This is a genomic window from Aquitalea sp. FJL05, from assembly GCF_003852595.1.
Taxonomy (GTDB): Bacteria; Pseudomonadota; Gammaproteobacteria; order Burkholderiales; family Chromobacteriaceae; genus Aquitalea; species Aquitalea aquatilis.
Window position 1 is genome coordinate 79058 of record NZ_QAJS01000016.1, and the last position, 13682, is coordinate 92739.

The following is a 13682-nucleotide window of genomic DNA, read 5'->3' on the forward strand; positions in this document are numbered from 1 at the left end:
CATGTCTTGCTCTCCCGGTATTTCGCTGCGTTTCCCTGCATTCTCCTGCCTGATTCCTGCCATGGATTTTACTGGCAAGGCTCAACTCCTTTCATGCTGCTGTTTCAGTTCTTTCCCATCATTCTGCCCGGCCAATTCAAATAAGCTCCCTGCTGATCTTTCCAACAGCTTCGCCCTGCACTGAAGGCAGCCCCTGTTGTTAGTGGCTTCCTGGCAACGGTAGCTGCCTGTCTTGACACAAGGAGTAGTACGGCATGTCCTCCACCGCATCCCACTGTAGTGCTTTCAGTCACTGGCTTGCCGAGGCGCTGGCAGCGGAGGGGCCGGTTTCCCCCGAGCCACTGCGGCAGGATATCCGCGCTGATGTCTGCATTGTGGGGGGCGGGTTTACCGGCTTGTGGAGTGCCATCGAAATCAAGCAGGCCAACCCCGATACCGAGGTCGTCATCGTCGAAGCCAAACTGTGCGGCAGCGGGGCAAGCGGCCGCAATGGCGGCTTTGTGCTCAGCCTGTGGGCCAAGTTTCAGTCGCTGGCCAAGATGTGCGGCGAAGCCGAAGCCCTGCGCCTGTGCCGGGCATCTTCGCAGGCCATTGTCGATCTGCAGGCTTTCTGCCAGCAACATGACATCGATGCCCAGCTGCGGCTGGATGGCTGGCTGTGGGCAGCCACGACTACGGCCCTGCTTGGCACCTGGGACAGTACGGTCAGCCGGCTGGAGCAGCTGGGCCAGCATCCCTACCAGCGGCTGGCAGCAGGGCAGGCGGCGCAGCTGAGTGGTTCCAGCCTGCATCTGGACGGGGTGTTCGAGCCGGTATCGGCCTCCATTCAGCCCGCCATGCTGGCGCGTGGTCTGTTGCGCCATGCCCGTCGGCTTGGGGTCAAGGTATACGAGTCTTCACCAATGGAGCGGCTGGACGGTGGCGTACCGGCGCGGGTGCAATGTACCCATGGCAGCGTGCGTGCGGACAAGGTGATTCTGGCGATGAATGCCTGGGCCGCGCAGTTTGCCGACATCCGCAAGGCCTTTGTGGTGGTGTCCAGTGATGTGGTGATGACACGGCCCTTGCCTGACTTGTTGCAGTCTATCGGCTGGACAAATGGCATGACCATTTCCGATAGCCGCATGCTGGTGCACTACTACCGCACCACACCGGATGGCCGCATCGTCTTCGGCAAGGGCGGTGGCAGTGAGCAACTGGTGTACGGCGCCAGGCTGGCCGACAAGCTGGATGGCGCATCCGGCATCGCCGCCACAGTGGCTGTCCATTTGCGTCGCGCCTATCCGGGCGTGCAGGCAGCGGACATCGTCAGCAACTGGACCGGGCCGATCGATCGTACCCGTAACGGCCTGCCGCATTTTGGCGCCTTGCCCGGTCAGGCTAATGTTTTCTATGCCATCGGCTACTCCGGCAATGGCGTCGGCCCCTCCATGCTGGGCGGCAAGATTCTGGCCGCGCTGGCCTTGCAGCTGGACAACGAATGGGCGCGCTGTGGTGTGGTACATGGTCTGCAGCGCGATTTTCCGCCCGAACCCTTCCGCTATCTGGGCGGCCGGCTGGTACGCCATGCGGTAGGGCAGGTTGACTTGGCTGCGGATGAAAACCGCCAGCCGTCCTGGCTGATGCAGCAGTTGTGCAAGCTGGCTCCTTCCGGCCTGTCGCCCACCAAGACTACTGCTGCCCATTCCCGCTAGACCCCATCTGGAGAACTGCATGTCCTGCTCATCCGATCTGGAACAGATCCGCCAGGCACTGACCGCCTATTACGAGGCCCTGTATTACGGCCGACCGGAAAAACTGGAAGAAGCTTTCCGCCCCGATGCCCTGCTACTGGGTGATGTCGAAGGGGCCGAGTCACGGCTGGATCAGGCGCAATACCGCAGCCTGCTGCAAAGCCGGCCCTCGCCGCATGCACAAGGTGCACCCTACGGATTGCAGATAGGTGAGATCCGTCTCTGCGGCAATGCCGCCATGGCCGAATTGCAAACGCCACTGGCTGGGCGGGTATTTACCGATTATGTCTCGCTGTTCAAGCGCCAGGGGCGCTGGCGCATCGCTTTCAAGCTGTACTCGCATCCGCAGTGAAATCTGTAGCCATCCGTGCCGCTGCGCGGGTCGGCTGCTCCAGTCTTGTTGTCCAATTTCCGGAGTACTCCAATGCATTCAAGCGAAGTTGCGCCAGCGGCACCGTCTCATGAAGACTCCGGCCTGCAGGTCCTGCCCATCAGCGGGCTGGAAACCATAGGCATCATTTTTGGTACCAATATCGGGGCTGGCGTGCTGGGCATGGCCTTTGCCGCACGCAAGACCGGCTATATCCCGCTTTTGCTCTGTCTGGCCATTACCTGTGTGCTGTGCACCATTACCATGCTCTACCTGACCGAGGTGGCGCTGCGCACCCGTGGCAACCGTCAGCTTAGCGGCCTGGCGAGCCGCTGTCTGGGCGGCTTGGGGGGCTGGCTGTTGTTTTTGGCGGTGGCGGCCAACAGCTTTGGCGCACTGACCGCCTATATGGCGGGTAGTGGCAGCATCTTGCTGGATTTGCTGGGTGGCTATGGCATGAGCAAGGAGCTGGGCAGCATCCTGTTCATCGTGCCGTCGGTGGCCGTGCTGTATCTGGGCTTGAAGGTGCTGGGTGCCGGTAATAAGGTGATCAGCATCAGCATGATTGTCATCATCCTGGCGCTGATTCTCGCCTCCATCGCCAGTCAGGATGCGCGCCTGAGCAATCTGTGGCTCAGCCGTTGGCAGTATGTGGTGCCGGTGTTCAATCTGGCGGTATTTGTGTTTGGTGCCCAGTTTCTGGTACCCGAGCTGGTGCGTGGCAATCTGTCCGCCCCGCGTAAACTGCCCCGGCTGATCATGAGCGGCATGGCGCTGACCTTTGTCTTTGTGGCGCTGATTCCTGCTTCGGTCATTGCGCTGGTGGGCAGCGACAACCTCACCCAGGTGGCCACGCTGAGCTGGGGCAGGGCACTGGGGCAGTGGGCTTATTACACCGCTAACATTTTTGCCCTGCTGGCCATGCTGACTTCCTACTGGGGGCTGGGTGGCTGTCTGTTCACCAATATTTTCGACCACTTCCGCCTGGGTAGCGAAACCCAGAAGTCAAAACGGCTGATAGTACTGGCGGTGGTGGCACTGCCGCCCTTCCTGCTGGCGTACTCGGGCATTGCCAGCTTCGTCAATGCGCTGTATTTCGCCGGGACTTTCGGTGGCGTGCTGATGGGCATCATCCCGGTCTTGCTGCTGAATGCGGCGCGGCAGCGGGGCGATGTCAGCAGTGAGTTTGTCTGTGGCTGGTATGCCCACCGCAGTGTGCAGTGGCTGATCATGGCCACCTTTTTTCTCAGCGGGGTGTATGCGGTGGTATCACTGTTTGGCGTGTTGCCGGAGAGCTGGTAAGGCTGGGGGGCGATAGCCGGCCAAGTGCAGGGCCGGCTCGCGCTGAGTGCCGTTTAGTCGTCCTGCAACACGATGCGGGCACGCAAACCGGGCGCATCTGCTTCGGCAATGGCCAGCAGGCGGTCGATATTGGGGTGCTTGCCCGGATGCTGACGGGCATCGGCCGTATGTTCGGCATAAAGCGCCAGGCCTTCCTGTGCCGCGGCACGGTCGAGATGGCCGTGCTGCTTGATCAGGGCGTGATAGACCCGTACCGAGCCGGCGGTGCCCGGCTGGTTTTCCAGGCGGGTGACCGGCTCACCCGCAGCGTCCAGCAGCACGATGGCGGCAATGCCGGTAGTAGCGGGGAGGGTGTCCAGAATGTCCTTGAAGGTGGGTGTGGTCATGGGTTTGTGTTCCTGCGTGGTGCTGGCAAAAGGTGGAGGATAGCCGCAGATGCTAGCACAGGAGTGATGCTGCGGCCTGTGCTTGCGCATTGTCCATGAGTGGGATGTTGCTGGTGCAATAAGGCACTGTATTGGTGCATTTTCCCTGCTGCCAGTCATCGCTAACCGAAGATGTGCGGAATGGGTGTCAGCTAATGTCTGCCATATCAGTGCTTTAGGAAATATGGCACGCTGTTTGCTATAGGGATGGCAGTAGCTGGCGACGGGTGATGGCTGTTTCGACCCTCCATCACCGTCCTGCGCCAGTCTGCAAAGGAGAAAACAGAGCGGCATAGCCGCCACCGGCCGGTCTGGCCGAAGGGACCACCCTTCGGCCAGACGACCAACCTTGTGCCGCCCCATCAGGCGGGCTGCACCCCCATCAGGTATTTCCTGCTCATGGCCTTGAACAGTTCGCTGCCGGCCACTCCCAGCATTTCGAACAGCACCATCTCCCGGCTGACCAATACCGCCCCGGCTGCCTGCATACGTTGCAGCCCCAGTTGCTTGTCGCTGTTGCGGCGGCTGGCTACGGCATCGGCTACCACGAACACCTGCTTGCCCAGGGCCAGCAGTTGCAGCACGGTCTGCAGTACGCAGACATGGGTTTCCATGCCGCAGACAATCACCTGCTTGCGCGCCAGCAGGCTGTCGGGCAGACATTCTGCCGCCACGCAGGAAAAGTGCAGCTTCTCCACCACGGTGGCCTGTGGCGCGGTGGCCAGCAGGCTGGCCTCGGTATGACCCAGTCCGCGCGGGTATTGTTCGGAAAACACCACCGGCAGGCCGGTATCGTGGGCCACCCCCACCAGCCACAGGCTGGCAGCCAGCATGGCGTCGGCCTGGTCTACTGCCGGTAGCAGTTTGTCCTGGATATCCACCACCAGCAGGGTGGCCTGATCGATCTGCATCAGCATGTCTGTGTCCCCTCTCTGTTATTGAGAACCGCCAACAAAATAGCGTAGCGTCGCTGGGGCAAGGTTCGCCGGCGCAGACAGTACAAGGTGTACGGCCAGCAGGCGCAATACTGCTCCAGGTGTTAGTGGCTCTCACTATGCATAAATTGTCTGGCTGACAGGGTAATCCCTTGATGGGCGAAAAAGCCAGATGTGGCACTATGCCGCTTCAACATTCTTGGGACCATCCGGGCTGTGCTGCAGTTCAGCGCAGGCAGGGATGGTGCAACTGGCGTGGCAAGCCGACACAGAACCGCTGTCTGCGCCGTGGAGAGACTTCATGCTGCAAGGTGCTTACCGGCTGTTTCATCAAGCCATTGTCGAAGTGATTGACGCCAAACGGGTGTTCACTGATCCGCTATCCACCCTGGCTTACGGGACGGATGCTTCCTGTTACCGGCTGGTGCCGAAGATCGTTATCCAGACCCATGACGAAGCCGAGGTGCAGGTGGTGCTGGCCCAGGCTGCTGCGCATAGCCTGCCAGTGACCTTCCGCGCCGCTGGTACTTCCTTGTCCGGCCAGGCGGTGAGCGATTCCATCCTGGTGGTGGCCAGCCATGGCTGGAAAGCGCTACAAGTACTGGACGATGGCCTGGCCATCCGGCTGCAGCCGGGGGTGATCGGTGCCACGGCCAATGCCGCCCTGCTGTCGTTCGGCCGCAAGATCGGCCCCGATCCGGCCACCATCAATTCCGCCATGATTGGCGGCATCGTCAGCAATAACTCCAGTGGCATGTGCTGCGGTACCGCGCAGAATACCTACCAGACCATCAAGAGCCTGCGGCTGGTGCTGGCCGACGGCGCGGTGCTGGATACCGCTGATGCGGCCAGTGTGGCGGCCTTCCGCCAGTCGCATGCCAGCCTGCTGGACGGCATTGCCGCATTGGCAGCGCGCATTCGGGCTGATGGCGAGCTGGAAGCGCGCATCCGTCGCAAATACAAGATGAAGAACACCACCGGCTACAGCCTGAATGCGCTGGTGGATTTTGCTGATCCGCTAGACATGCTGCTGCACCTGATCGTGGGGAGTGAGGGCACGCTGGCTTTTGTGTCGGAAGTGACCTACCACACGGTGGAAGAGCTGCCGCACAAGGCTTCGGCACTGGTACTGTTTCCCACCATCAAGGACGCTTGCGATGCCATCCAGCTGTTGGCGCAGCACAAGGATGTGGTGTCCTCGGCCGAGCTGCTGGACCGTGCCAGCCTGCGTTCTGTGGAGAACAAGGCCGGGGTGCCGGCCGAGCTGAAAACCCTGGGCGATGCAGCGGCCGCCATCCTGATCGAAACCCGTGCCCGTGATGCCGTGGCGTTGACCGGGCAGATCCATGCCATCTGCGGCTATATCGCCGCCATTCCCAATCTGTCCGGCATCCATTTCACCGATGTGGCCGAGCAGTACACCCGCTTGTGGAATATCCGCAAGGGCATGTTCCCCAGCGTGGGCGCGATGCGGGCGGCGGAAACCACCGTCATCATCGAAGACGTGGTCTTCCCCATCGAGCACCTTGCCGAAGGCACGCTCAAGCTGCAGGCACTGTTCCGCCAATACCACTACGACGAAGCCATCATCTTCGGCCATGCGCTGGAAGGGAACCTGCACTTCGTGTTCACGCCCAACTTCTCCGGCGAAGCCGAGATCAAGCGTTACGAAGCCTTTATCGAGGACGTGTGCCGGCTGGTGGCCGTTGAGTACGAAGGTGCAGTCAAGGCCGAGCATGGTACCGGCCGTAATATGGCGCCGTTTGTGGAAATGGAGTGGGGCCCGGCGGCTTATCGCATCATGCAGGAGATCAAGGCGCTGTTTGATCCGGCCGGGATTCTCAATCCGGATGTGATCATCACCCACGACAAGCTGCTGCACATCCGCAACCTGAAGCCGATTCCTACGGCCAATACGCTGATCGACAAGTGCATCGAGTGCGGCTTCTGCGAGGTGATGTGCCCCAGTCGTGCCATTACCCTGAGCCCGCGCCAGCGCATTGTGGCCAATCGGGAAATGGCTGCCCTCAGCCAGAGCGGCCAGGACGCGGCGCGGCTGGAAGATTTGCGCGCCCGCTACCAGTATGCCGGTGACGAAACCTGTACCACCTGTGGCCTGTGCGAGAGCGCCTGTCCGGTGGGCATCAATACCGGAGCCCTCACCAGCCAGCTGCGTCAGCAGCAGCTGAGCGATAGCGGCCAGGCCCTGGCCAACACCCTGGCCGGCCACTACGGTACGGCGACCGCCGGCGCACGGCTGGGCTTGCGTGCCCTGCAAACGGTACAGAGCGTGGCCGGTAATGCCGCCACCGGCCTGTTGATGCGCAGCCTGCGCCGGGTGGTGGGGCGGCGCATTCCCTACTGGACACCGTATTTCCCGCGTGCGGCCAGCAAACTGCGGCTGGATGAAGGCAGGGGCAGCGCGCGCAAGGTGGTGTATCTGCCATCCTGTCTCACCCGCACCTTTGCCCCGGCAGCAGCACTGCCCGACCAGCGTCCGCTCAACGAGGTTGTCGCCTCGGTACTGGGCAAGGCGGGTTACCAGCTGATCTATCCGCAGCAGATGGATGGCCTGTGCTGCGGTACACCGTTCAAGTCCAAGGGCGCGGTGGATGCCGCCGCCAGCAAGCTGGCCGAGCTGGAAGCCGCCTTGCTGGCCGCCAGTGACAACGGCCGCTGGCCGGTGATCGTGGACAATGGCGTGTGTACCGCCAGCATGCTGGAAGGGCTGCAGGACCAGCGGCTGCAGGTGTATGACGTCACCCGTTTTGTGCAGGAAGTCGCCGCCGATCATCTGGCCTTCACGCCGCAGCCAGAGTCCGTGGCCTTGCATGTGGTGTGCTCCATGCGCAAGACCGGCCAGGCGGTCATGCTCAATGCGCTGGCCAAGCGCTGCGCCAGCACGGTGATCGAGCCGCAAGGCATTACCTGCTGTGGTTTTGCCGGTGACAAGGGCTTCAGCCATCCTGAGCTGAATACCAGTGCCTTGACCGGCCTGAAAGCCCAGGTCAAGGATTGCGGTAGTGGCTTCTCCAATAGTGTCACTTGCGAGATCGGCCTGTCGGCCAACGCCGGTATTCCTTACCAGAACCTGATGTACCTGGTGGACCGCGCCTGCCGCAGCCGCTAAGCGCAACCAGGCGGTATCAACAGCACCAGCCCCGTTTTCAGCGATGAAACGGGGCTGTTGTCTGGCGAATCCGCTTGTTAAACAGCCATTCTATTTGTAATGATGTCATGCTATCCGGTCGGGACCTGCTTACAGGAGCATTGCCGCATGTCATTTCATATTCGCCGCATCGAGCCGGACGACGCCGCCGCCATGGCGCGGCTGCAATCCGCTCCGGGTGTGGTGCGCCATACCTCGCAACAGCCTTACCAGTCGGTAGCCGACTGGCAGCACCGGCTACAGCAGCTGCCATCAGACAGTCACTGGCTGGTGGCCTGTAGCGCAGATGGCGAGGTCATGGCCAGCGCCGGGCTCAACATCCTGCCGCAGGCGCGCTGTCGCCACGTGGCGGACATTTTCCTGGTGGTGCGTGATGAATGGCAGGGCAAGGGTGTGGGCCGGGCATTGCTGCAAGCACTGCTGGAGCTATCCGACAACTGGCTGGGGCTGATCCGGCTGGAGCTGATGGCGCAGCAGGACAACCAGCGTGCCATCGCGCTCTACGAACGCTTTGGCTTCCAGCATGAGGGCGTGGTGCGGCAGGACATCCTGCAGGATGGCCGCTATGTGGACAGCGTGGTGATGGCGCGGCTGCACTGGCCGGCGGGAGGACAGGCATGAACCGGTATCACATTCGCAAACCCGGGCCGGCTGACGCTGCGGCGCTGCGCGCCCTGATGAGCGATCCGCTCTGCTATGGCAATACCTTGCAGCTACCTTATCCCTCGCTGCAGCTGTGGCAACAGCGGCTGGAGCGCAATGAGCCGCTGCAACACCACCTGCTGCTGGAAACGGCTGACGGTCAGGTGATTGCCCATGGTTCGCTGTGGCGGGAAAGTTCACCACGGCTGGCGCATGGTGCCAGCCTCGGCATGGCTGTGCAGCGCGAATGGCAGGGGCAGGGCGTGGGTTCCGCCCTGCTGCAGGCTCTGCTTGAACTGGCGGACAACTGGCTGGGGCTGCATCGGGTGGAACTGACGGTGTTTGACGATAATGCGGCGGCGCTGGCACTGTACCGCAAATACGGTTTTGTCGAAGAAGCCCGTCTGCGTGCTTATGCGCTGCGGCATGGCCGCTATGAGGATGTGTTGAAGATGGCCAGGCTGCGGGCCTGTCCGCCTGCTGGGGCGGCTTGAGCTGAGGGCAAAAAAATAACGCCATCGCAAGATGGCGTTTTCAATCACAACACAACAAAGGAGTTTGCTGTCTGCCCTGACGGCAGAGGCCTGATGATGCACAACAAGCCCTGAAAAAACTTCAACAAAGTGTCGACATTATCCAATATGGCCGGCCAGCGGTCGTTCATGATCCGGACATCCAATGGTAATAATGCGACCTTGCTGATTTATATAAAGAAAAAGCGCGGTTGAACCGCGCTTTTTCTATTTCCAGTCAACTGGATCAAGCAGGAGCAAGCAGGCTTGGTGCTAGATATCCTGGCCTTCGACGATGCCATCGTGATGCGGCGCGGATTTCGGCAGGATCAGGTTCAGCGCCATGGCCAGGATGGAGCACAGGCCAACGCCGGCCAGTTCCAGACCGCCCAGTTTCAGCGTCAGGCCGCCAATACCGGCGGTCAGGACCACCGAAATGATCACCAGATTACGCGGCTGCATCAGGTCAACCTTGGCTTCAATCAGGGTTTTCAGGCCGATGGAAGCAATGGTGCCGAACAGCAGCACCATGATGCCGCCCATCACCGGCATGGGGATGGATTGCAGCAAGGCGTTGAACTTGCCAAAGAAGGCCATGCAGATGGCAAACACCGCCGCCCAGGTCATGGTGACCGGGTTGAAGTTGCGGGTGATCATCACCGCGCCGGTTACTTCGGCATAGGTGGTGACCGGTGGGCCGCCGATCAGGCCGGCCACGCACACGCCCAGGCCATCACCCATCAGGGTGCGGTGCAGACCGGGAGTCTTGGTGAAGTCCTTGCCGGTCACGCCACCGATAGCCATCACGCCACCGATATGCTCGATGGACGGGGCAATGGCCACCGGCAGCATGAACAACGCGGCAGACCAGTTCACTTCCGGGCTGTGGAATACCGGAGCGGCAAACCACGGCGCATTGGCCAGCTTGGCAAAGTCCACCACGCCCAGGAAAGCCGCCGCGATGTAGCCAACGGTCACACCGGCCAGAATCGGCACCAGCTTGAACATGCCACGGGCGTAGATGGAAACGATGACCGTGGTTGCCAGCGAAATGGCCGCCAGCAGCATCGAGGTTTCATAGGGCATGATCTGCTTGCCACCCGCCTGGCCCATGGCCATGCCGGAAGCCGCCGTGGCCACGGACAGGCCGATGATCATGATCACCGGGCCGATCACCACCGGTGGCAGCAGCTTGTTGACCAGCGCCATGCCGCGCCAGCGCACGATGGCGGCAAACACGAAGTACATGAAACCGGCGGCAAACAGGCCGAACATGGTGGCGGCCTGACCCCAGGTATGCATGGAGTAGATGATGGGGCCGATAAAGGCAAACGAGCTGCCCAGGAAAATGGGCACCTGGCGGCCGGTACACAGCTGGAACAGCAGGGTGCCGATGCCGGCACCGAGCAGGGCCATGGCGGGGTTGAGGCCGGTCAAGAGCGGAACCAGAACCAGTGCGCCGAAAGCGACGAACAGGATCTGGGCGCCGGAGATGGCCACCTTCACGTGTTGGAACATAATGGGGTTTCCCTGTTTTTGTTAAAAGCAAATACGGCCTGACGCTGACTCAGACCGTGCAATACATGATGGCCTGGGCAATGATGTTGTTCTGCTGACGAGCCAGCAGGCTGTGCTGGCGGAAGTCCTGCACCATGGCCTGCACCCGCTGATAGGTGTCAAAGTTGGGCAGCGGCCGATAAGCAATGTCCACGTCCAGCCGCGCCGCCACTTTCTTGATGGTGGTGGGCTTGAGGCAGACATGGCGCTCGGGGTCGCTATAGGCCAGAAAACAGCTCACCACCGGCCACTTGGCCGGGTTGGCATTGCCATCGTTGCGACACAGCTGCAGCACTTCGACAAAATCGGCAAAACTGTCCGGGCCAAACTGGTGCAGCAAGCGATAGAGCGCCTGCACAAAAGCCGCATGCACATCGCGAAAGCCCAGGTAATTGCGAAAGGCCATCTTTTCGAAGGTGCTCACCGTAGTGCTGCGGCCAATGATCTGGCGGCAGGTTTCGGTGATGTCGGCATAGCGCTGGCTGGCGATGGCCTGCTGCAGCCGCTCCGCCGTCAGCCCTTGCTGGCACAGCAGGATGACGCTATCCACGCTGCGGTGTTTCTTTGCCAGTGCCTGCCACGCGGCATCCTGCAGGCCATCGGGAAAGCGCAGCAGAAAGTCGTTATCGATCTGTTGATGGGCGTTCATCTCTTTCCCTTTTTTCTTTTGGCCGCGGGCTGCAAAAACGCCGCCCTTCCGGTACGGATGAGCGGCGTGCTGACAGGGTATTCGGCAAACTCAGGCGTGCTTGGTGCCGAAGATCTTGTCACCGGCATCACCCAGACCAGGAATGATGTAGCCGTTTTCGTTCAGGTGGCTGTCCAGCGAGGCGGCATACAGCTGCACGTCCGGGTGGGCATCGTTGACAATTTTTACGCCTTCCGGTGCTGCAACCATCACCACCGCCTTGATCTGCTTGCAGCCTTTGCGCTTGAGCAGTTCGATGGTGGCTACCATGGAGCCGCCAGTGGCCAGCATCGGGTCGATGATGATGGCGATGCGCTCGTCCAGGCTGTCGACGAATTTTTCGAAATAGGACACCGGCTCCAGCGTTTCTTCGTTGCGGGCCAGGCCCACTACGCTGATCTTGGCCGAGGGCACCAGGTCGAGCACGCCGTCCAGCATGCCGATGCCGGCGCGCAGAATGGGCACCACGGTGACTTTTTTGCCCTTGATCTGCTGGATGTCGATCTTGCCGCACCAGCCGTCGATGGTGGTGGCTTCCAGTTCAAAATCGCGGGTGGCTTCATAAGCCAGCAGACGCGCCAGTTCCTGAGTGAGCTGGCGGAATTTCATGGTGCTGATATCGCCCTCGCGCAACAGGCCGAGTTTGTGCTGTACCAGCGGATGGTTGACTACGTGGATATTCATGCTTGGTCCCAAACCTTGCGAAAAAGCTGCCGATTGCGATCTTGTGGAGCGCAGAGGCAGCTTGTTTCAGATATGCGAAACCGGCCTTGTTGCCATGGCCGGTCTTTGAATGAGGTATGGGGCGATATTCTACCGCTTTTCCCACTGGGAAATCCACGGGATTAACCCTGAAGCGGGCAATGGTGCCGCACAGATATAACCCTGTACCGCATGGCAGCCCAGTTCGCTCAGTACCGACAGGTCAGCGGCATCCTCCACCCCCATGCCGACCGTGCTCAGACCTCCGGCCTGGGCCAGGGCCAGCGCCTCAGCCAGAATGGCGCGCAGGTGCTGGTTGTCACCGGCACCATGCACAAAGGCGCGGTCGATCTTCAGGCCGCTGAAATGGCTGCTCAGCAGTTTGTCGGTCAGGCCGGTGCCAATGCCGAATTCATCCACCATCACGCCAAAGCCTGCCTGGCGTAGCGCTTGCAGCTGCGTGTCGGCCATGGCCCAGTGCTGGCGCAGGGTGCTCTCGGAAAACTCCAGGCTCAGGTTGGCCGGGCTCAGGCCGGCCAGCCTGGTTTTCTGGGCCAGGTGGTTGGCCAGTTGCGGGTCGGCCAGCAATTGGGCGGACAGGTTGATCGATACTTGCAATTCCTGTCCCTGGTCCAGCCAGTCGCGGCAGGCATATAGCGATTTTTCCAGAATCAGCTCGGTCAGCTCGCGAATCATGCCGCGCTCTTCCATTACCGGCACGAAGGTGATGGGCGACAAGACGCCCAGTGCCGGATGGCGCCAGCGCGCCAGGGCCTCGGCACCGAGCACGCGACGATTGCGGATGTCGACGATGGGCTGGAAATACGGCACCAGTTGGTCGTTTACCAGCGCTTTCCAGATTTCATCGATGGGCATGGCACCGCCATTGTCAGCCGTGGCTGGGCTGGTGGCGTGCTCGGTTTGAGCTTGTGAAGGTGTCATGGCGGTATCCGGTAGGGATAGGGCAGAGGGCTGCCGGCAGTATGCTGTTGCTGAATTGTAAGACAGGCAGGCGGCAGTGGATATTAACTTGTCGTGGTGTTGTTAAAAAAACGGATGGATAGCCAGGCCGCTGCCCGCTGCTGGCGTGATGATGTGCGCTCAGCTTGCAGAGTCAGGACAGGGGTGGTGCTGGAGAAGGGTGCTAGCGGGCCGGCTGTGCAGTCTGTTGCAGGCAAGGCGCGCCAGGCTTTGTGTCGCATCCTGTGCAATGGCATCCATTCACCATGCCGGCAAAGAAAAACCCGGCCGGGGCCGGGTTTGCTCTCTTTTGCATGGCGGGTGGGACGGGCGTGGCTTACAGCCCTTGCAGCACTTCCTGCAGTTCGCCGGACTGGTACATTTCGTACATGATGTCCGAGCCGCCGATGAATTCGCCTTTTACATACAGCTGCGGAATGGTCGGCCAGTTGGAGAATTCCTTGATGCCCTGGCGGATTTCGGCATCCTGCAGCACGTCAACGGTCTTGATGGTTTCTACGCCACAGGCTTTCAGAATCTGGACCGCGCGCGAGGAGAAGCCGCACTGCGGGAACTGGGCCGAGCCTTTCATGAACAGCACAACCGGGTTTTCGGTAACGGTCTGCTTGATGATGTCCTGGGTATCCATGAGGAATTCCTTGCGGTGAACGGGCAAACAGCGGGTTT

14 protein-coding genes are annotated in these 13682 nt (G+C 60.9%); 7 read left to right on the top strand and 7 right to left on the bottom strand.

The window, feature by feature from the left end; all coding sequences use genetic code 11:
• The 4 genes from DBR44_RS19830 to DBR44_RS14245 form a co-directional block, all read left to right on the top strand.
• A partial coding sequence (locus DBR44_RS19830) for a hypothetical protein (RefSeq protein ID WP_233578574.1) occupies positions 1-184 on the top strand: 184 nt, incomplete at its 5' end.
• Positions 185-254: 70 nt separating this feature from the next.
• Positions 255-1694: an FAD-dependent oxidoreductase gene (locus DBR44_RS14235; RefSeq protein ID WP_124644687.1), complete on the top strand. Its 1440-nt coding sequence runs from the start codon at positions 255-257 to the stop codon at positions 1692-1694.
• A 19-nt stretch (positions 1695-1713) separates the two neighbouring features.
• Positions 1714-2085 carry a nuclear transport factor 2 family protein gene (locus tag DBR44_RS14240; protein WP_124644688.1) on the top strand — a complete coding sequence of 124 codons (372 nt, stop codon included), beginning with the start codon at positions 1714-1716 and terminating at the stop codon, positions 2083-2085.
• Positions 2086-2157: 72 nt separating this feature from the next.
• A complete protein-coding gene (locus tag DBR44_RS14245; protein WP_124644689.1) occupies positions 2158-3405 on the top strand; it encodes an aromatic amino acid transport family protein in 1248 nt (415 codons plus the stop codon).
• A gap of 53 nt (positions 3406-3458) precedes the next feature.
• Here DBR44_RS14245 and DBR44_RS14250 read toward each other — a convergent pair whose 3' ends face one another.
• Complete coding sequence (locus DBR44_RS14250) at positions 3459-3791, bottom strand: DUF2322 family protein (RefSeq protein ID WP_124644690.1); 333 nt, start codon at positions 3789-3791, stop codon at positions 3459-3461.
• Between the two features lie 401 nt (positions 3792-4192).
• Positions 4193-4747, bottom strand: coding sequence for a hydrolase (locus DBR44_RS14255; RefSeq protein ID WP_124644691.1), 555 nt, complete (start codon positions 4745-4747; stop codon positions 4193-4195).
• A 319-nt stretch (positions 4748-5066) separates the two neighbouring features.
• On the opposite strand from DBR44_RS14255, the gene DBR44_RS14260 reads away from it, so the two are divergent.
• From DBR44_RS14260 to DBR44_RS14270, 3 genes are all read left to right on the top strand, one after another.
• Entirely contained in the window at positions 5067-7895 is a 2829-nt protein-coding gene (locus DBR44_RS14260) for an FAD-binding and (Fe-S)-binding domain-containing protein (protein ID WP_124644692.1), read from the top strand.
• Between the two features lie 147 nt (positions 7896-8042).
• Positions 8043-8555, top strand: a complete 513-nt coding sequence (locus DBR44_RS14265) for a GNAT family N-acetyltransferase (protein ID WP_124644693.1) — start codon at positions 8043-8045, stop codon at positions 8553-8555.
• Positions 8552-9070, top strand: a complete 519-nt coding sequence (locus tag DBR44_RS14270) for a GNAT family N-acetyltransferase (protein ID WP_124644694.1) — start codon at positions 8552-8554, stop codon at positions 9068-9070. The genes DBR44_RS14265 and DBR44_RS14270 overlap by 4 nt, the downstream gene beginning before the upstream one ends.
• Before the next feature lie 291 nt (positions 9071-9361).
• Here DBR44_RS14270 and DBR44_RS14275 read toward each other — a convergent pair whose 3' ends face one another.
• From DBR44_RS14275 to grxD, 5 genes are all read right to left on the bottom strand, one after another.
• The gene (locus DBR44_RS14275) at positions 9362-10606 is read right to left on the bottom strand and encodes a uracil-xanthine permease family protein (RefSeq protein WP_124644695.1); all 1245 of its coding nucleotides are present in this window, start codon (positions 10604-10606) and stop codon (positions 9362-9364) included.
• A gap of 49 nt (positions 10607-10655) precedes the next feature.
• Positions 10656-11294: a hypothetical protein gene (locus DBR44_RS14280; RefSeq protein WP_124644696.1), complete on the bottom strand. Its 639-nt coding sequence runs from the start codon at positions 11292-11294 to the stop codon at positions 10656-10658.
• Positions 11295-11384: 90 nt separating this feature from the next.
• Positions 11385-12017 carry a uracil phosphoribosyltransferase gene (gene upp, locus DBR44_RS14285; protein ID WP_124644697.1) on the bottom strand — a complete coding sequence of 211 codons (633 nt, stop codon included), beginning with the start codon at positions 12015-12017 and terminating at the stop codon, positions 11385-11387.
• A 129-nt stretch (positions 12018-12146) separates the two neighbouring features.
• Entirely contained in the window at positions 12147-12977 is an 831-nt protein-coding gene (locus DBR44_RS14290) for an EAL domain-containing protein (RefSeq protein ID WP_124644698.1), read from the bottom strand.
• Between the two features lie 355 nt (positions 12978-13332).
• On the bottom strand, positions 13333-13644 hold the full coding sequence (grxD, locus tag DBR44_RS14295; RefSeq protein ID WP_103524717.1) for a Grx4 family monothiol glutaredoxin: 312 nt from the start codon (positions 13642-13644) through the stop codon (positions 13333-13335).
• Between the last annotated feature and the right edge of the window lie 38 nt (positions 13645-13682).